The sequence below is a fragment of the Mesorhizobium caraganae genome (assembly GCF_016836705.1).
Classification (GTDB): domain Bacteria; phylum Pseudomonadota; class Alphaproteobacteria; order Rhizobiales; family Rhizobiaceae; genus Mesorhizobium; species Mesorhizobium caraganae.
The window spans coordinates 1,330,918-1,348,919 of record NZ_JAFCGY010000001.1 but is presented as its reverse complement, the minus strand read 5'-3'; the positions used below and the strand labels follow the sequence as shown (position 1 = coordinate 1,348,919).

Here is an 18,002-nt window from a genome sequence, read left to right as displayed (position 1 = left end):
ACGGGAGCAAGAAATGATCCGTCACACCGTGGTTTTCACCCTGAAGCACCCGCAGTACTCGCTGGAGGAAAAACGGTTCCTCTCCGACGCCAAGCGCATTCTCAGCGCGATCAAGGGCGTTACCCATTTCGAGCCGCTGCGGCAGGTCAGTCCCAAGAACGACTATCACTTCGGCTTCTCGATGGAGTTCGCGGATCAGGCGGCCTACACCAGATACAATGAGCATCCCGACCATGTCGCCTTCGTGCGCGACCGCTGGGTGCCGGAAGTCGCGACCTTCATGGAAATCGACTACGTGCCGCTGGCGCTTTTGGTCTAGTCCGCGACCTTCCACTGCTCGCGCGACTCGCTCGCGGGATAGACACCCAGGATGCGCACTTCACGCGAGAAGAAGCGCAGCTCGTCCAGCGCCAGCTTGACCAGCGGATCGTCGGGATGGCCCTCGATGTCGGCGTAAAACAGCGTCGCCGTGAAGGCGCCCAGCTGGTAGCTCTCCAGCTTGGTCATGTTGATGCCGTTGGTGGCAAAGCCGCCCATCGCCTTGTAGAGTGCTGCGGGCACGTTGCGGACGCGGAAGATGAAGGTCGTCATCATCTTGGTGTCGGCCGAGGGCCGCTCGGCCCACTGCTTGTTCTTGGTCAGCACGACAAAACGGGTGACGTTCGAGTCGGTGTCCTCGACATTCTTCTCGATGATGTCGAGGCCATAGAGCTCCGCGGCAAGTGCGGGCGCGAGCGAGGCCATGGTGCGGTCCTTGAGCTCGGAAACCAGCTTGGCCGAACCCGCTGTGTCGCCCGCGACCACCGGCTTCCAGCCGTTCTTGCGGATGTATTTGCGGCACTGCCCCAGCGCATGGATGTGGCTGTGGACGGTCTTGATCTCTTCGCGCTTGACGCCCGGCAGCACCATCAGTTGGAAATGGATCGGCAGGAAATACTCGCCGACGATGTGCAGTTTCGATTCCGGCAACAGATGGTGGATGTCGGCGACGCGGCCGGCGATGGTGTTTTCAATCGGGATCATGGCGAGGTCGGCCTTATTGGTCTCGACCGCGTTGAAGGCATCCTCGAAGGTCGGGCACGGCAACGGCTCCATCGACGGGAACATGTTGCGGCTGGCGGTGTCGGAATTGGCACCGGGCTCGCCCTGGAAGGATATTCTGTTGGTCTTTTCAGGCATGCCGATGTCTCAGGTTGAAAGGATGGTTCTGGCGCGTTCGAGGTCTTCCGGCGTGTCGACGCCAAGCGGCAGCGATTGCACGATCTCGGCGTCGATGCGCATGCCGGCCTCCAGCGCCCGCAGCTGCTCCAGCCGCTCGCGCCGTTCCAGCGGCGACGGTTTCAGCGCGACGAAGCGCTCGAGCGCTGCGCGGCGATAAGCGTAGAGGCCAACATGGTGATAGAGCGGCCCCTCGCCCCAGGGCGCGGTGGCGCGGGTGAAATAGAGCGCTTTGAGCCGCGTCGCCGACAGTGGCGAACCGACGATCTTGACGACGTTGGGATTGGTCTTTTCCTCGTCGCGGACGATCTCGACGCCGAGCGTGGCGATGTCGACCGCAGGGTCCTCGAAAGGCCGCAGCGCCGCCCCAATGATTTCGGGATCGATGGTCGGCAGGTCGCCCTGCACATTGACGATGGTTTCGACCTTGCGGCCGGGATCGAGCGCGGTCAGCGCCTCGAAAATGCGGTCGGAGCCGGATTCATGGTCGACCCGCGTCATCACCGCCTCGAAACCGTGAACGCGCACGGCCTCGGCCACGCTTTGCGTGTCGGTTGCCACCACCACCCGGCCAAGCCCGGCCTCGGCGGCGCGGCGGGCGACATGCACGATCATCGGCGCACCTTCTATATCGGCCAGCGGCTTGCCCGGCAGGCGCGTCGAGGCCATGCGGGCCGGGATCAGGATGAGCGTGGACATTGGGGCTGCTGGCGTTTGAAAAGACAATGGGAAAAGTGGCAAAAGGTCTCACTGGAAGCGCCCTTATAGGTGTTGCAACGCTGGAGCAAAAGACCTAGTTTCCGCCCCGATTTGACCGGCTCGACGGGGCGGGTCACGATACCGACGGACGGAGTGGACGATCGGTCCGCCGGAAAAAGGAGCAAGGGGCGCATGGATTCCAACGAAGTCAACAAGCTGCTCGCCGGATTGCTCGGAACTTGTTTCGTCGTTTTCTCGGTCGGCCTGGTGTCTGACGCGCTGTTTGCTTCGCCGGCGCCGGAAAAGCCCGGCTACGCCATCGAGGCGACCGAGCCGGCCGAAGGTGGTGGCGCCGGACCCGCGGCCGAGGCCAAGCCGATCGCCGACCTTCTGGCCACCGCCAATGTCGAGCAAGGTGCGGCCGTGTTCAAGAAATGCCAGGCCTGTCATTCCGGCGAAAAGGGCGGCCCGAACAAGGTCGGCCCGGACCTCTGGGACATCGTCGACCGCCCCGTCGCCGAGCATGAGGGCTTTGCCTATTCGGCCGGCATGAAGGAATTCTCCAAGGGCGGCGCGGAGAAGTGGACCTATGACAACATCAACCACTTCATCACCTCGCCGAAGAAGTTCGTGAAGGGCACGGCGATGGGCTTTGCCGGCCTGCCCAAGGACGAGGACCGCGCCAACGTCATCGCCTATCTGCGCACGCTGTCGGACAGCCCGAAGCCGCTGCCGACCCCCGGTGCAGCAGCTGACGCAACGGCGCCGGCCAAGCCCGCCGAAGGTGCCGCTCCGGCGAAGCCGGCTGAAGGTGCCGCTCCCGCAGCACCGGCTCCGGCACCTGCCAAATAACCGAATTGTCATCTCGATGACCTCAGAAAAGCCGGGTTCAGCCCGGCTTTTCTGTTAGGAAAATCGCATATGCGGCGACAAAGCCGGCGCATGGCGGTTTTCACCGGCGTCAAATCATCTAGGATTGCCAGGCATCGCGAAGAGGAGAACGCATGACGGTTGGCCGTACGCTTCTGAGGTCCTTTCTGGTTGTGGCCACCCTCGCAGGCGGCCTGCAGGCAGCCTTCCCGGATGAATGGCACACCACCTCCTCGCTGATCGGTCCCTCCAAATATGGCGAGAATTTCCAACGCTACGATTATGTGAACCCGGACGCGCCGAAGGGCGGAACCTACAATTCGGTCGTTTCCGGCACATTTGACAGCTTCAATCCCTACATCGTGCAGGGCTCGCCGGCGGCCGGCCTGCAGCCATTTGGCGGCGGCCTGCTCTACGACACGCTGATGGATCAGGCGACTGACGAAGGCAGCGTCAGCCACCCGCTCATCGCCGATGCCTACAAATACCCGACCGACTATTCCTCGGCCACCTACCGACTCGACCCACGCGCGAAATGGCATGACGGGCAGCCGATAACCACCGAGGACGTGATCTGGTCGTTCCAGGTGCTGAAGGCCAACAGCCCGATGTACAGCCGCTATTTCGAAAACGTCACCGACGCAGTCGCGGTCTCGGACCGTGAGGTCGAATTTCATTTCGACCAGAAGGGCAATCGCGAATTGCCCAAGATCCTCGGCGATCTCGTTGTGCTGCCCAAGCATTGGTGGGAAGGCACCGACGCCAACGGCAAGAAGCGCGACATCACCAAGGGGACGCTGGAGCCGCCGCTGGGCTCGGCTGCCTACAAGATCGCCAGTTTCAAAGCGGGGTCGGAAATCGTCTGGCAGCGCGTGCCCGATTATTGGGGCGCCAAGCTGGCGGTGAAAATCGGCCGCGAGAATTTCGACACCCAGCATTTCACCTACATTCTTGACGACAACGCCTCCTGGGAGGCGTTCAAGAAGGGGGGGCTTGACGACATCAAGCCGGAAAACAGCTCGAAGCGCTGGGCGACGTTTTACGATTTCGCGGCGATCAAGGCCGGCGACGTGATCAAGCAAGAATTCAAGACCACCTCGCCCGAGCCGATGCAGGCTTTCATGCTCAACCAGAGACATAAGCTGTTTGCCGATCGTCTGGTCAGGGCCGCGCTCACCTACCCCTTCGATTTCGAATCGATGAACCGCACGCTGTTCTTCGGTTTCAACAGCCGGACCCACAGCTATTTCCAAGGCACGGAACTGGCATCCAGCGGCCTGCCGCAAGGCAAGGAACTGGAAATCCTGGAGAAGTACCGCGACAAGCTGCCGCCCGAACTGTTCACCCAGGAATTCAAGCTGCCGGTCTACGATTCGCCGCAGGCCGAGCGCAAGTATCTGAAGCAGGCGGTCGACCTGTTCGCGCAGGCCGGCTGGGTGATCAAGGGCGGCAAGATGGTCAACGCCAAGACCGGCGAGCCATTCAAGTTTGAAATCCTCGGCTCGGGTGAAACTGACCAGGTTATCTCCAGCCCCTGGATCGCCAATCTGCGCAAGATCGGCGTCGATGCGACATTGCGCATCGTCGACCCGAGCCAGTACACGAACCGCGTCAGAAATTTCGATTATGACGTGATCACAGGGCAGCTTCAGCAGTCGGAATCGCCCGGCAACGAGCAGCGCGATTTCTGGAGTTCGAAAGCAGCCGACACAGCGGGATCGCGCAACTATTCCGGCATCAAGAACCCGGTCGTCGATGACCTTGTCGACCGCATCATTTTTGCCACGGACCGCGATGACCTCGTCGCCACCACGCATGCGCTCGATCGCGTGTTGCTGTGGAATTACTATGTCGTGCCGCAATACTACCGCGCCGTGGTATGGCTCGCTTACTGGAACAAGTTCGGCATCCCGGAAAAGCAGCCCGGCTACCGTGGCGCCGACATCGATTCCTGGTGGATCGATGCGGACAAGGAAAAGGCGCTGGCCGCCAAGTACAAGGGCAGCAATTGATGGCGGTGCTTCCTCGCCGCGACTTTCTGGCCCTCGGTGGCGCCGCCGCCGCTGCTGCGCTGCTGCCGGGCAAGGCTTTCGCTGCCAGCCCGACCGGCGTGAAGCTGCACGGACTATCGGCTTTCGGTGACCTCAAATACAAACCGGACTTCACCCACTTCGACTATGTCAATGTCGATGCGCCGCAAGGTGGCACCTTCAATTTCCTGCCACGCACCTGGGGCTGGAACCAGACGCCGCTGACCTTCAACACGCTGAATTGTTTCGTGCCCAAGGGCGATTCTCCGCAGCGCATGGAGATGTGCTTCGACGCGCTGATGGTGAGGGCATATGACGAGCCTGACGCCGTCTACGGGCTGATCGCCGACGGGGTGACGATCTCCGACGACCGGAACGGTTTCACCTTCTCGCTGCGCCCGCAAGCCCGTTTCCATGACGGCACGCCGCTTACCGCTGAAGACGCCGCCTTCACCTTCAAGCTACTCAAGGACAAGGGCCATCCGGACTTTTCGCTGACACTGACGCATCTGGATGACGCGATCGCCGTGGATACCCACACGCTGCAGCTCAAATTCTCCGGCAAGCAGACAAGCCGCACCATCCTCAACGTCGTCGCGTTCCCGATCCTGTCAAAGGCTTTCTATACTGCCAACCCGTTCGATTCCTCGCAGATGAACCCGCCACTGGGGTCAGGCGCCTACAAGGTCGGCCGCTGGTCGGCGGGGGCGTGGATCGAATATGAGCGCGTGGCTGACTATTGGGGCAACGACCTGCCGGTCAATCGCGGGCAGGACAATTTCGGTCGCATCCGCGTCGAGTTCTATCAGGATCGCAACGCTTCCTTCGAGGCGTTCAAGAAGGGAGAAATCCTCTACAAGGAGGAAGCCGTCTCCCGCATTTGGGCGACTGGCTACGATTTCCCCGCTTTCATTGCCGGCAAGGTGGTGAAGCACGAATTCCCGGCTGAAACCATGCCGTCCATGCAGGCCACCGCCGTCAACCAGCGGCGCGAGCAGTTCCGCGATTCGCGCGTGCGCCAGGCGATCGGCCTCTGCTTCGACTTCGAATGGACACGGCGCAACTTCTTTTACGGCTCCTATGAGCGCTCGCAGTCCTGCTTCGAGCAATCCGATTTTCGTGCCGAAGGCTTGCCGTCGCCGCAAGAGCTGGCTCTTCTCGAACCGCTGCGAGATCAGATCCCCGCTGAGGCTTTTGGCGAAGCCGTGATCCAAGACGTATCGAACGGCTCCGGCCGTGACCGCCGATTGCTTGGCAAGGCGGCCAAGCTTTTAACCGAGGCCGGCTGGAAACGCTCCGGCGATTTCGTCGTGAACGACAAGGGCGGGCGGCTATCGGCAGAGTTCCTGGTCGACGACCAGGTTTTCGAACAGGTCTACTCTCCCTGGATCGAAAACATGAAGGCGGTCGGCATCGATGCCTCGATCCGGCTGGTCGATGCGGCGCAATATCAGCTGCGACAGAATTCGTTCGATTACGACCTCATTTCGGCTGCCTTCATTTTCGGCGCCACGCCAACCCGTGACGATCTGGAACTGTTTTTTCATTCGCGAGCCGCCACCCTGTCGGGAACACGCAATCTGCCGGGAACATCGAGCCCGGCCATCGACGCCCTGGTCGACGCCGCAGGCGCCGCCGAGGATCGCGAAAGTCTGACAATTGCTATGCGCGCGCTCGACCGGGTCTTGCGTGCACGACGCGATTGGATTCCAAGTTGGTTCCTGGCGAATCACCGAAGCGCCTATTGGGATATGTTCGGTTTCCCCGAGCGGAAACCCGATTTCGGCTTTCCGGTCGAAGCGCTGTGGTGGGTCGACAAGGACAAGGCGGCAAAAATTGGCAAAGCCTGACATGACCGTTCGCGCAGGACTGGCGGCCTGATGGGCGCCTACATACTGCGACGCATCCTGCTGATGATCCCGACCCTGTTCGGCATCATGGCGGTCGCTTTCGTCGTCACTCAATTCGCACCGGGCGGACCGGTCGAGCAGGTCATCGCCAGCTTGACCAACCAGGGCGGCAGCGACCGTCTCGGCAGCGGCGGCGGCGATGCAGGAGGTGGCGGCAATTTCGATGTGGCCGGCGATGTCGGCTCGAAATACCGCGGCGCGCAAGGGCTCGACCCGGAATTCATCAAGAAGCTGGAAAAGCAGTTCGGCTTCGACAAACCGCCTCTCGAACGCTTCGGCATGATGCTGTGGAACTATGCGCGCTTCGATTTCGGCGACAGCTATTTCCGTGACATCTCGGTGCTCAACCTGATCCTGGAAAAAATGCCGGTATCGATTTCGCTCGGATTGTGGATCACGCTTTTGTCCTATCTGATCTCGATACCGCTCGGCATCCGCAAGGCGGTCAAGGACGGCTCCGCCTTCGACGTCTGGACCAGCGGCGTTATCATCATCGGCTATGCCATACCGGCCTTCCTGTTCGGCATATTGCTGATGGTGCTTTTCGCGGGCGGCTCGTTCTGGGACTGGTTCCCGCTGCGCGGCATCGTCTCCGACAATTGGGACCAATTGTCGTGGCCGGACAAGATCGTCGATTATTTCTGGCACATGACCTTGCCGCTGACGGCGCTGGTGCTGTCGGCCTTCGCCACGACGACGCTGCTGACCAAGAACTCCTTCCTGGAAGAGATCCGTAAACAGTATGTGGTGACCGCCCGCGCCAAGGGCCTGTCGGAGCGGCGGGTGCTCTACGGACATGTGTTCCGCAACGCCATGCTGATCGTCATTGCCGGCTTTCCCGCTGCCTTCATCTCGGCCTTCTTCACCGGCTCGCTTTTGATCGAGAACATCTTTTCCCTCGACGGTCTCGGGCTGCTCGGCTTCAGGTCCGTGTTGGCGCGCGATTATCCGGTGGTGTTCGCCAACCTCTATATGTTTTCGCTGCTTGGGCTGTTCGTGACGCTGCTGTCCGACCTGATCTACACATGGGTCGATCCGCGCATCGATTTCGAGCGGAGAGAGGTCTGATGACGCAGGCCGCAGCCGAGACGACTCCGACGAGGATCGCGCGACCCTGGCTGTCACCGCTTAACCTGCGGCGCTGGCAGAACTTCAAGGCCAACAGGCGCGGCTACTGGTCGTTGTGGATATTCCTCGCTCTGTTCGTGCTGTCGCTGTTTGCCGAACTGATCGCCAACGACCGGCCGATCGTCGCCTACTACAAGGGCGAGATCCTGTTCCCGGTGGCGGTCGCCTACCCCGAAGAAAAATTCGGCGGTTTCTACGCCGTCACCGACTATCGCGACCCGGTCATCCGCGACGAGATCAACGCCAATGGCTGGATGATCTGGCCACCGATCCGCTATTCCTACCGCACCGTCAACAATGCGATCCCCGACGCCGCTCCGGCAAAACCGTCGTGGGAATACGACGCGCAAATGCGATGCAGCCAGTATCCGCAGGGCGCTGCCGATCCCGACTGCATTGTCGGCAACTGGAACTGGCTGGGTACCGACGACCAGGCGCGCGACGTGCTGGCGCGCATCATCTACGGGTTCAGGATTTCCGTTCTGTTCGGACTGATCCTGACCGCGGGCTCGTCGGTGATCGGCGTCGCGGCCGGCGCGCTGCAAGGCTATTTCGGCGGCTGGACCGACCTTCTGTTTCAGCGCTTCATAGAAATCTGGTCAGCGATACCGCTGCTCTATCTGCTGCTCATCGTCGCCGCCATCCTGCCGCCGGGCTTCTTCATCCTGCTTGGGCTGATGCTGCTATTCTCCTGGACGTCGCTGGTCAGCGTGGTGCGCGCCGAATTCCTGCGCGCCCGCAACTTCGAGTACGTCAACGCTGCCCGCGCGCTTGGCGTGTCCAACCGCACCATCATGTTGCGCCATCTTCTGCCCAACGCCATGGTGGCGACGCTGACCTTCATGCCTTTCCTGGTCAGCGCCTCAATCTCAACGCTGACCTCGCTCGACTATCTCGGCTTCGGCCTGCCGCCAGGTACCGCTTCGCTCGGCGAACTGCTAAAACAGGCGCAGAGCAACCTCAATGCCCCCTGGCTTGGCATATCCGGCTTTGTCGTCATCTCGCTGATGCTATCGCTGCTGGTGTTCATCGGCGAGGCGACGCGCGACGCGTTCGATCCGCGCAAGGCGTTCCGATGAGCGAGCCCCTGCTCTCAGTCCGCCATCTCAGCGTTGCCTTCACGCAAGGCGGCAACCAGTCGATCGCCGTCGATCACATTTCCTTCGACCTCGCCAAGGGCGAGACGGTGGCGCTGGTCGGCGAATCCGGTTCGGGCAAATCGGTGTCGGCGCTGTCGGTGCTGAAGCTGCTACCCTATCCCACAGCCAGCCATCCCTCGGGCAAGATCCTGTTCCAGGGCGCCGACCTGCTGGCGATGAACGAAAAGCAGTTGCGCAGCGTGCGCGGCAACAAGATCACCATGATCTTCCAGGAGCCGATGACCTCACTCAATCCGCTGCACACGATCGAGCAGCAGATCGTCGAGATTCTGGCGCTGCATCAGGGGTTGGGCGACCGCCAGGCCAAGGCGCGGACGCTGGCGCTGCTCAACGAGGTCGGCATTCGCGAGCCGGAAAAGCGCCTCGACGCCTATCCGCACCAATTGTCCGGCGGCCAGCGTCAGCGCGTCATGATCGCCATGGCGCTGGCCAACGAGCCTGAACTGCTGATCGCCGACGAGCCGACCACCGCGCTCGACGTTACCGTGCAGGCGCAGATCCTCGAATTGCTGGCGGGGCTGAAGGCCCGCAAGGGCATGTCGATGCTGTTCATCACCCATGATCTCGGCATCGTCCGCAAGATCGCCGACCGGGTCTGCGTGATGACCAAGGGCAAGATCGTCGAGACCGGGCCGACCAAGGACATCTTCGCCAACCCGCAGCACGCCTATACCAAGCACCTCCTGGCCGCCGAGCCGAAAGGCAAGCCGCCGGCCGCAAACGCCGCCGCCAAGCCTGTCATGACCGGCAAGGACATCAAGGTCTGGTTTCCCATCAAGAAGGGTTTCTTCCGCACCACCGTCGACAATGTGAAGGCGGTCGACGGCATCGATGTCACCGTGCGCGCCGGCCAGACGCTTGGCGTCGTCGGCGAATCCGGTTCCGGCAAGACCACGCTCGGCCTGGCGCTGGCGCGGATGATCTCGTCGACGGGAACCATCCAGTTCAACGGCAGCGACATCAACCAGTTGTCGTTCAACGCCATGCGGCCGCTGCGGCGCGAATTGCAGATCGTCTTCCAGGATCCGTTCGGCTCGCTCAGCCCGCGCATGTCGGTGTCGGAAATCATCGAGGAAGGGTTGAAGATCCACGAGCCGAAACTCTCGCCCGACCAGCGCGACGACAAGATAGTCGACGTGCTGAAGGAGGTCGGGCTCGATCCCGCAACCAGGAACCGCTATCCGCATGAATTCTCCGGCGGCCAGCGCCAGCGCGTCGCCATAGCGCGCGCCATGGTGCTCAATCCGCGCTTCGTCATGCTGGACGAGCCGACCTCGGCGCTCGACATGAGCGTGCAGGCGCAAGTGGTCGACCTGCTGCGCAATCTGCAGGCCAAGCATGACCTTGCCTATCTGTTCATCAGCCACGATCTGAAAGTCATTCGCGCCCTTGCCAACGACGTCATCGTCATGCGCAATGGCAAGATCGTCGAAGCCGGCCCGTCCGAACAGATTTTCGAGCGGCCGCAGACCGACTATACCAAGGCGCTGATCTCGGCCGCGTTCAGGATCGAGACGGCGCCGGTCGGCATCGTCAGCGAATAACGGGTTCAGGCTGGACTAACAGGGAAGAAAAATCCGCAAATGGAAAAAGGCAAAATCCTGCTTGCCGTCACCGGCTTTCATCCGCAGCGCTGGCGCGAGCTGCTGTCGGCGGAACGCGAGGTGGTGCTGGAGCCGGACGGTGCTTCGGACCCGTCGATCACCTATGCGGTGGTGTGGAAGCAGAAGCCGAACCTCCTGAAGTCGCTGCCCAATCTGCGTGCCATCTTCTCGATCGGCGCCGGCGTCGATCACATTTTCGCCGATCCCGGCTTGCCCGACGTGCCGATCGTCAAAGTGGTCGCCGACAATCTTACCCAGTACATGACCGAATATGTCGTGTGGCGGGTGCTCGACCATCACCGCCAGGGCATGCTCTACCGCGCCCAACAGCCGAAGAAGATCTGGCACGAGCCGCCGCAACGGCCGGCCGGCGACATTTCGGTCGGCATTATGGGGCTCGGCAATCTCGGCCGTGCGGCCGCGTCGGTGCTGTTGTCGCTCGGTTTTGCCGTCAATGGCTGGTCGCGCAACGACAAGACCATGAAAGGCGTCTCGACCTATGCCGGCGAGGCCGGACTGATCCCCTTCCTCAACGCCACCGACATATTGGTGGTGCTGTTGCCACTGACGCCGGACACGCAAGGCATCATCAACCATGGCGTGCTGAAGGAACTGCGCAAGCGCAATGGCCTTGGCGGCTCGGTGCTGATCAATGCCGGGCGCGGCCGGCTGCAAAAGGACGCAGACATTTTGCGCGCGCTGGATGACGGCACGTTGAAGGAGGCAAGCCTCGACGTGTTCGAGGTCGAGCCGCTGCCGAAAACCAGCCCGCTGTGGGGCCATCCGAAAGTGTTCGTGACACCGCATGCGGCGGCAACCTCGGACCCCGTTCACCTGGCGCCGATCATGCTTCGCCAGATGGATGCCTTCGAGCGCGGCGAAAAGCTCGACAATCTGGTGGATCGCAAGGCCGGTTACTGAGAAAGTCCAGGTTCAGCTGGGCAGGGCGAACTTCTTCTGCTTGTTGGGCTTGCCGCAGTCGCGGCGTTCTAGTGAGCGGTTCATGGCGTCGATCTTGCCGCTTGCCAGATCGGTGTCACGCTTGCTTTTGGAACGCATATCCGGCGTGAACGGGCCAAAGCCCATCGCCGGATTGGAGAAGCTTGGCTTTGCATCCGTCGAAAGATGATATTGCTGCGCCAGCCCGTTGCGCTGCGCCAGCAATTGATCGCAAGGCACGCTGTCATACTGCAGTGACGATTGCACGTCCTGGTCCTGCCGTTCGGACATCGAACTGCCCATGCAGCCGGTCATCGCCAGGCAAGACGCCAAGACCATCATATTCCAGCGCATCCGTTTCTCCTCAATGCCGAACCGAGCGGACCTTCTCTCGGCAGATATCCTATCTGATGCCGCGCCAGCCGAAAAAATCCTATTCACATTTTCGAACAGGACGAGACATCAGCCGGAAGATAGCGTCGCCAGCACGGCCAGCCCATCGACCGGCTGGCGGCGATCCAAGCGGATGACCGTGGGCTGCACGGACAGCACCGACAGACCGCTGGTGGTAAGCACCCGCTCGACATAGGCTTGAGAATGGGCGTAGCGGCGCGATGGCCGCAGCGCGAAACCGGCCTCACCGGCCGCCTCGCCTTCGCCTGGCGTCTCGACGGAAAAGGCAAACAGCCCATTGGCGGCCAGAATGCCGGCGACGGCCTTCACCACGCCGTCGAGCGCACCGACATAGATGAACACGTCGGCCGCCACCACCAGATCGGCTTTCGGGCCGACGTAGGCAAAGTGCTGCAGGTCAGCCTTGGCAAGCAGGTCGTAGACGCCTTTGGCGCGAGCTCTTTTCAGCATCGCGGCAGAAATGTCGTAGCCCTCCAGCCGATCGGCGACCGGCCGCAGTCTTTCGCCCATCAGGCCGGTGCCGCAGCCGAGGTCAAGAGCTAGCGGAAAACGACCGGGCCTTGCCGCTCGAATGGCATGATCGAGGAACTCCGGCAGCCGGTAGCCGAGCTTGTTGACCAGCTCGCCCTCGAAGCTTTCGGCATAATGGTCGAACAGCGTTTCGACGAAGGCGCTGGGTGGCGCCGCGGCAGCAGGCGCCTTGCCGATCAGTTGCAGCTTCAGCGCGGCACCCAGGCGATCCGCCGGGTCGAGTTTCAGCGCCATCGCCCAGGCCTGCGCCGCCAGGTCGAGCTGCTCCCTTGTCTCCTGCATCTCGCCGAGGCGGAACCAGCCCGCCGCCCATTGCGGCGCCAGTTCCAGCGCGCCGAGCAGCAATTCCGCTGCTGCCGCAGGGTCGCCCGAGCCGAAAAGCATCTCGGCATAGTCGGCACGGCGGTCGGCGGTCAGGTCGCCGGACGAGGTTTTCAGCGTTTGCATGGCGATGGCCTGCCGGCTGATGCGGCCGGTGGCTGGCTGTAGGACGAGTCAGCAGTCTCTTGCAACAGGCTTCCCGTGCCGGAATTAGCCACTATCTTGACGAGATGCGCGCCAGAGACCTGCTTCATCCCCGGCCGGAGGGCCTCTATTGCCCGCCCGGCGATTTCTTCATCGACCCGGTGCGGCCGGTCAATCGGGCCCTGATCACACATGGCCATTCCGACCATGCCCGCTCCGGCCACCGCTCGGTGCTGGCGACGCAACAAACGCTCGACATTATGGGACTGCGTTATGGCGAGGACTTTGCCGGGACGACGCAGGCAGCAGCCCTCGGCGCGGCAATGGCGCTGAACGATGTCACCGTTACCTTTCATCCGGCCGGCCATGTGCTGGGCTCGGCGCAGATCGCGGTCGAGCACAAGGGCAGGCGCATCGTCGCCTCCGGCGATTACAAGCGCCAGAAGGATGCGACCTGCGCTCCCTTCGAGCCGGTGAAATGCGACGTGTTCATCACCGAGGCGACTTTCGGCCTGCCGGTGTTTCGCCATCCGCCCGACACGGAAGAGATCGCTCGTCTCCTCAAATCGGCGGCGCAGTTTCCCGAGCGCTCGCATCTGGTTGGCGCCTATGCGCTGGGCAAGGCGCAGCGGGTGATGCGGCTGCTGCGCGATGCCGGCTATGACAGGCCGATCTATATCCACGGCGCGCTGGCCAAGCTCAGCGAGTATTATCAGAGCCAGGGCATCGACTTGGGCACGCTGGAGCCGGCAACGGTGGACAGCGGCGGCAAGCAGGATTTCACCGGCGCCATCGTCGTCGGCCCGCCATCGGCCTTTGCCGACCGCTGGGCGCGGCGCTTTCCCGACCCGATCTCGTGCTTTGCCTCCGGCTGGATGCGAATCCGCCAGCGCGCCAAGCAAGGCGGCGTCGAACTGCCGCTGATCATCTCCGACCATGCCGACTGGGACGAGCTGATCGCCACCATCAAGGAAACGGGTGCCGGCGAAATCTGGGTGACGCATGGCCGCGAGGAAGCGCTGGTGCGCTGGTGTGAGCTGGAAGGCATCGCCGCGCGGCCGCTGCATCTGGTCGGCTATGAGGACGAGGGCGATTGAGTTGAACCGCTTCGCCGAACTCCTCGACCGCCTGGTGCTGACGCCGTCGCGCAACGGCAAGCTGACGCTGCTGGTCGACTATTTCCGCAGCGTCGAGGATCCCGACCGCGGCCTAGCACTGGCGGCGATTACCGGCGACCTCAACATCGCAGCGGTCAAGCCAGCCATGCTGCGCACGCTGGTCACCGAGCGCATGGACCCGGTGCTGTTCGGCTATTCCTACGACTATGTCGGCGACCTCGCCGAAACCGTGTCGCTGGTCTGGCCGCAAACGCCGGGCCATATCCCCAATCGGGAACCGACGCTTAGCGATGTTGTGGCCAAACTGCAGGCGGCAAGCCGCTCCGACGGGCCCAAGGTGCTGGCCGGGCTGCTCGACAGCGCCGGCATTTCGGCGCGCTTCGCCATCATCAAGCTGGTCACCGGCGGCCTGCGCATCGGCGTTTCGGCACGGCTGGCCAAACAGGCGCTGGCCGATTTCGGCAAGGTCGATGTCGCCGAGATCGAGGAGCTGTGGCACGGCCTGACACCGCCTTACATCTCGTTGTTCGCCTGGCTGGAAGGCAAGGCCGAAAAGCCGCAGCGGACGGCGCTCGCCCTGTTCAGCCCGGTGATGCTGTCGAACCCGGTCGGCGACGGCGATCTCGAAAAGCTCGATCCGGCCGACTATGCCGCCGAATGGAAATGGGACGGCATCCGCGTCCAGGCAGTGTGCGAGGGCGGCGTGCGCCGGCTCTATTCGCGCACCGGTGACGATGTCTCCGGCGCCTTTCCCGATCTTGCCGAAGCCATGAATTTTTCCGCCGCGCTCGATGGCGAATTGCTGGTCGGTGAGCCTGCGGCGACCGGGACCTTTTCGGACCTGCAGCAGCGGCTGAATCGCAAGAGCGTGACGCCGAAGATCCAGCAACGATACCCGGCCTTCATGCGCTGCTACGATGTACTGCAGATCGACGGCGAGGATTTGCGCGCATTGCCCTTTCGCGAGCGACGAGTTCACCTCGAAGCCTTCATCAAGACGCTCGACCCCAGCCGCTTCGATCTTTCGCCGCTGGTCGACTTCACCGATTGGCAGGCTCTGGAAGAAATGCGCCGGGCACCGCCGCACCCGATCATCGAAGGCGTCATGCTGAAGCGCTGGGATTCGCCTTATCTCGCGGGACGGCCGAAAGGCCCGTGGTTCAAGTGGAAGCGCGATCCGCACACGGTCGATGCCGTGCTGATGTATGCGCAGCGCGGCCATGGCAAGCGCTCCAGCTTCTATTCGGACTATACGTTCGGCGTCTGGTCGGGGCCGGAAGGCGCGGAGGAACTGGTGCCGGTCGGCAAGGCCTATTTCGGCTTCACCGACGAGGAACTGAAGCAGATCGACAAATTTGTCCGCGACAATACGGTCGAGCGTTTCGGCCCAGTGCGCTCGGTGCGCGCCGACCGCAAGCAAGGCCTGGTGCTGGAGGTGGCGTTCGAAGGCCTCAACCGCTCGACCCGGCACAAATCCGGCGTCGCGATGCGCTTTCCCCGCATTTCGCGGTTGCGCTGGGACAAGCCGACGGCCGAAGCAGACCGCATCGAGACGCTGCAGGCACTGTTGGATTGATAGGCGTAGTTTACGGCTCGATCGAGACGCGGATCTCGTAGATATCGACCGCCTTGCCCTGCTTGTCGAAGTCGGAGTTGATGGCGATGCTGCCGGCCGCGCCCGGGGGCTTGTCAGGGAACTTCACGTCGAACAGATATTCGTTGCGCTGCTGGCCGACGGCATAGCGCTTGCGGCCGCAATCGCCGAGATCGCCGAAATTGCAGTCGATGGAGATCTGCGTGTCCTTGCCGTCCTCGGCACGGGCGACGATGTCGAACACGGCATGCTTGCCGGCAAGCTTCTCCAGCACGCCCTGCCCGACATCGAAGCTGATGGCCGAGCCGGACGCGCCGGAGCGGATGCGCAGGAAGGAGCCGGTGTCGTCCTGCACGACATCGGCCTTGGCGTCGGAAGGCGTTGCGACATGCGTCGGATCGGTGGGCGTAAACACGTTGATCCAGTCGCGCGTCTGTTCGGCCGCACCGGGCTGTAGCGGCGCGCCGGGCTGCTGCGGCGCGTTTGTATCGGCAGGCGGCGTGAAATCGTCATCGTCGACCGTCGGCGGCGCCTCGGGCGGGGCCGTGTCGAGCTGCGCCGGCGTCTTGAAGACACCGGTCTGGACGGCGAAATAGAGGCCGATGCCGGCGGCAGCGAGCAAAGTGACGCCAAAGAAGATCGCCGTCAGTGGCAGGCGGCGGCCTCTTATCCGCCTTTCGTCGCGGTCAGGCGCCACTTCCGTCGCGGCCTCGGCCGTCGCGGAATCGGCCATGTCGATCGCCGGGGCGCCGGGAAGCGTGGCGTCGGGCATGATGTCGGGGACGACCGGCAGCACGCGCGAGCGCGGCGCGTCGGATGCATCGGGCTGAACCGGCCCATCAACGACGATCGCCGGCGACGGGCCGGCCGCGACGCCTGTAGGGGCATCGACCGCAGGCGCTTCGGCGGCGCCTTGCGTCTCCGCAGTATCTTGGGCCTGAGCGGCGCCTTGCGTCTGCGCAGCGTCTTGCGTCTGCGCAGCGCTCTGCGTCTGCGCGGCGACATCGGGGACCGCCGGCAGGAATTCCGATTCGATCTCGGTGATCTTTTCCTGCACCGCCTTGCGGCGCTTGATGGCGGCTTCCACCGTCACGCCGGGATTGGCCTGGAGGACGCGGTCAAGCGCCGCGAAGGCCGATCGATAGACCCTTTCGCGAAACGCCCGGTCCTCGGCATTGCCTTTCTCGAAGGCGTTGCGGATCGCTTTTTCGATCGCGTCCAAGCGAATTTCCCCTGTCCGTTCGCTCACATTGCCATGATCGTTAGCCGCAGGCGACCAATCAATCAACGGGCGAGCGTCCGCATTCTGCCTCGGCGGGGCGTTGAAAGCCAATTTCCAGGGTTTTGACAATAAAATCAGCCTGTTTCGTCACCTTCCCGGGCAATTTACGCGCGGACCGCCGAGATATTCCCACGCGATCGAAAAACGAAACGAGACGTGGTTCCCTCCAGCGCAAACGGAAAATGCCGGGACGATTTGCCGGATACCGCCTTGAAATCGCGGTAGCCCATCTTGAATTAGCGGCCGGTTGAGTCTATCACCCAGCCGATCTTGGAAGCCCTGCGCTTCCCGGGCCGCTTTAGCTCAGTTGGTAGAGCACATCATTCGTAATGATGGGGTCAGGTGTTCGAGTCACCTAAGCGGCACCAGTTCCCCATCCGACGCAAGCGCGCGACGGCCGCAAGGCCAATCCACGTCACTCCCTACGCAAACGCATCCCTGTCCGCGTCGACATGCGCCATATCGCTGCCGCCACTGGTGCGGATGTCTCCGGTTGTCAGCTCCCAGCACCGGGATTGTCGCGCTATCGGGAAGGACTGCGTCGTCAGACGCTTGGCCATCGATTATGCTGCGTCGCGCAAAATCAATAGTTTCGATCTTGCCGATTATTCGTCAATATAAACTTCAATCATAAAATACAGAACCAATCTTCTTAACCTATTTTTATAGCCTACTGAAGACAGTCAAGCCACGCAGATTCTAGGCATGCAATTAAAGCAGGTATTCGTGATATGATACAACTCGTCCGACGGGCGTGGCGCGCGAGAAAATCCGTCAACGACATAGCGCATTTGCCAATCATATCCATTTTTAAGCATTCACTCACATGAATATTACAGTTCGGAAGATATTTTGTGTTGCACTGCACCATTGCCCGGCTACACCATTTCCTGGGGGGATTCGGTACCAGGACGTGCGCCGTGGAGGATTCCGCCAAGGTGACCAGCTTGAGTTTTTCGCTGGCCACTACCGATTTCGAGGCTGCCTCGCGCACAAGGCGCGGGTTTGATGTTGTCTGCGCACTCTCAACGCTGGCAGAC

At 62.2% G+C, this 18,002-nt stretch carries 15 protein-coding genes and 1 tRNA gene; 11 read left to right on the top strand and 5 right to left on the bottom strand.

The genetic code is table 11. The features are described from left to right. Positions 1-13: 13 nt before the first annotated feature. The gene (locus JQK88_RS06515; protein WP_192249856.1) at positions 14-319 is read left to right on the top strand and encodes a Dabb family protein; all 306 of its coding nucleotides are present in this window, start codon (positions 14-16) and stop codon (positions 317-319) included. On the opposite strand, the gene JQK88_RS06510 is transcribed toward JQK88_RS06515, so the two are convergent. Together JQK88_RS06510 and JQK88_RS06505 are read right to left on the bottom strand one after the other, a co-directional pair. Beyond that, complete coding sequence (locus tag JQK88_RS06510; RefSeq protein WP_112560690.1) at positions 316-1,179, bottom strand: prephenate dehydratase; 864 nt, start codon at positions 1,177-1,179, stop codon at positions 316-318. The genes JQK88_RS06515 and JQK88_RS06510 overlap by 4 nt on opposite strands. A gap of 9 nt (positions 1,180-1,188) precedes the next feature. After that, complete coding sequence (locus JQK88_RS06505; RefSeq protein WP_192249853.1) at positions 1,189-1,917, bottom strand: 3-deoxy-manno-octulosonate cytidylyltransferase; 729 nt, start codon at positions 1,915-1,917, stop codon at positions 1,189-1,191. Positions 1,918-2,109: 192 nt separating this feature from the next. Here JQK88_RS06505 and JQK88_RS06500 point away from each other — a divergent pair, with 192 nt between their 5' ends. The 7 genes from JQK88_RS06500 to JQK88_RS06470 all read left to right on the top strand — a co-directional run bounded on the left by JQK88_RS06500 (position 2,110) and on the right by JQK88_RS06470 (position 11,540). After that, positions 2,110-2,769 carry a c-type cytochrome gene (locus tag JQK88_RS06500; protein ID WP_192249851.1) on the top strand — a complete coding sequence of 220 codons (660 nt, stop codon included), beginning with the start codon at positions 2,110-2,112 and terminating at the stop codon, positions 2,767-2,769. 152 nt (positions 2,770-2,921) lie between these two features. Then, a complete protein-coding gene (locus JQK88_RS06495) occupies positions 2,922-4,799 on the top strand; it encodes an extracellular solute-binding protein (protein WP_192249848.1) in 1,878 nt (625 codons plus the stop codon). Continuing rightward, positions 4,799-6,667, top strand: a complete 1,869-nt coding sequence (locus tag JQK88_RS06490) for an extracellular solute-binding protein (protein ID WP_203277796.1) — start codon at positions 4,799-4,801, stop codon at positions 6,665-6,667. The genes JQK88_RS06495 and JQK88_RS06490 overlap by 1 nt, the downstream gene beginning before the upstream one ends. A 30-nt stretch (positions 6,668-6,697) precedes the next feature. Then, complete coding sequence (locus JQK88_RS06485) at positions 6,698-7,795, top strand: microcin C ABC transporter permease YejB (RefSeq protein WP_192249842.1); 1,098 nt, start codon at positions 6,698-6,700, stop codon at positions 7,793-7,795. Beyond that, the gene (locus tag JQK88_RS06480; RefSeq protein WP_192249839.1) at positions 7,795-8,934 is read left to right on the top strand and encodes an ABC transporter permease; all 1,140 of its coding nucleotides are present in this window, start codon (positions 7,795-7,797) and stop codon (positions 8,932-8,934) included. The genes JQK88_RS06485 and JQK88_RS06480 overlap by 1 nt, the downstream gene beginning before the upstream one ends. Beyond that, positions 8,931-10,559 (top strand): ABC transporter ATP-binding protein, encoded by a 1,629-nt coding sequence (locus JQK88_RS06475; RefSeq protein WP_203277795.1) that lies wholly within the window; start codon positions 8,931-8,933, stop codon positions 10,557-10,559. Before JQK88_RS06480 ends, JQK88_RS06475 begins: the two co-directional genes overlap by 4 nt. Before the next feature lie 39 nt (positions 10,560-10,598). Then, positions 10,599-11,540, top strand: a complete 942-nt coding sequence (locus JQK88_RS06470; RefSeq protein WP_112560682.1) for a 2-hydroxyacid dehydrogenase — start codon at positions 10,599-10,601, stop codon at positions 11,538-11,540. A 12-nt stretch (positions 11,541-11,552) separates the two neighbouring features. On the opposite strand, the gene JQK88_RS06465 is transcribed toward JQK88_RS06470, so the two are convergent. Next, positions 11,553-11,912 (bottom strand): hypothetical protein, encoded by a 360-nt coding sequence (locus JQK88_RS06465; RefSeq protein WP_203277794.1) that lies wholly within the window; start codon positions 11,910-11,912, stop codon positions 11,553-11,555. 108 nt (positions 11,913-12,020) lie between these two features. Beyond that, entirely contained in the window at positions 12,021-12,950 is a 930-nt protein-coding gene (locus JQK88_RS06460) for a methyltransferase domain-containing protein (RefSeq protein ID WP_203277793.1), read from the bottom strand. A 104-nt stretch (positions 12,951-13,054) separates the two neighbouring features. Here JQK88_RS06460 and JQK88_RS06455 point away from each other — a divergent pair, with 104 nt between their 5' ends. After that, positions 13,055-14,065, top strand: a complete 1,011-nt coding sequence (locus tag JQK88_RS06455) for a ligase-associated DNA damage response exonuclease (RefSeq protein ID WP_203277961.1) — start codon at positions 13,055-13,057, stop codon at positions 14,063-14,065. Position 14,066: 1 nt separating this feature from the next. Next, entirely contained in the window at positions 14,067-15,662 is a 1,596-nt protein-coding gene (locus JQK88_RS06450) for a cisplatin damage response ATP-dependent DNA ligase (RefSeq protein ID WP_192249825.1), read from the top strand. Positions 15,663-15,672: 10 nt separating this feature from the next. Here JQK88_RS06450 and JQK88_RS06445 read toward each other — a convergent pair whose 3' ends face one another. Further along, positions 15,673-16,902 carry a hypothetical protein gene (locus tag JQK88_RS06445; RefSeq protein ID WP_203277792.1) on the bottom strand — a complete coding sequence of 410 codons (1,230 nt, stop codon included), beginning with the start codon at positions 16,900-16,902 and terminating at the stop codon, positions 15,673-15,675. Between the two features lie 352 nt (positions 16,903-17,254). On the opposite strand from JQK88_RS06445, the gene JQK88_RS06440 reads away from it, so the two are divergent. Continuing rightward, positions 17,255-17,330: transfer RNA gene (locus tag JQK88_RS06440), tRNA-Thr, on the top strand. The last annotated feature ends 672 nt before the right edge of the window (positions 17,331-18,002 follow it).

Excerpts from the sequence above, each read along its gene's own strand:
- JQK88_RS06460 (WP_203277793.1), bottom strand. The coding sequence starts at position 12,950 with ATGCAAACGCTGAAAACCTCGTCCGGCGACCTGACCGCCGACCGCCGT.
- JQK88_RS06465 (WP_203277794.1), bottom strand. The coding sequence starts at position 11,912 with ATGCGCTGGAATATGATGGTCTTGGCGTCTTGCCTGGCGATGACCGGC.
- JQK88_RS06495 (WP_192249848.1), top strand. The coding sequence starts at position 2,922 with ATGACGGTTGGCCGTACGCTTCTGAGGTCCTTTCTGGTTGTGGCCACC.
- JQK88_RS06455 (WP_203277961.1), top strand. The coding sequence starts at position 13,055 with ATGCGCGCCAGAGACCTGCTTCATCCCCGGCCGGAGGGCCTCTATTGC.
- JQK88_RS06470 (WP_112560682.1), top strand. The coding sequence starts at position 10,599 with ATGGAAAAAGGCAAAATCCTGCTTGCCGTCACCGGCTTTCATCCGCAG.
- JQK88_RS06515 (WP_192249856.1), top strand. The coding sequence starts at position 14 with ATGATCCGTCACACCGTGGTTTTCACCCTGAAGCACCCGCAGTACTCG.
- JQK88_RS06485 (WP_192249842.1), top strand. The coding sequence starts at position 6,698 with ATGGGCGCCTACATACTGCGACGCATCCTGCTGATGATCCCGACCCTG.
- JQK88_RS06510 (WP_112560690.1), bottom strand. The coding sequence starts at position 1,179 with ATGCCTGAAAAGACCAACAGAATATCCTTCCAGGGCGAGCCCGGTGCC.
- JQK88_RS06505 (WP_192249853.1), bottom strand. The coding sequence starts at position 1,917 with ATGTCCACGCTCATCCTGATCCCGGCCCGCATGGCCTCGACGCGCCTG.
- JQK88_RS06500 (WP_192249851.1), top strand. The coding sequence starts at position 2,110 with ATGGATTCCAACGAAGTCAACAAGCTGCTCGCCGGATTGCTCGGAACT.
- JQK88_RS06475 (WP_203277795.1), top strand. The coding sequence starts at position 8,931 with ATGAGCGAGCCCCTGCTCTCAGTCCGCCATCTCAGCGTTGCCTTCACG.
- JQK88_RS06480 (WP_192249839.1), top strand. The coding sequence starts at position 7,795 with ATGACGCAGGCCGCAGCCGAGACGACTCCGACGAGGATCGCGCGACCC.
- JQK88_RS06490 (WP_203277796.1), top strand. The coding sequence starts at position 4,799 with ATGGCGGTGCTTCCTCGCCGCGACTTTCTGGCCCTCGGTGGCGCCGCC.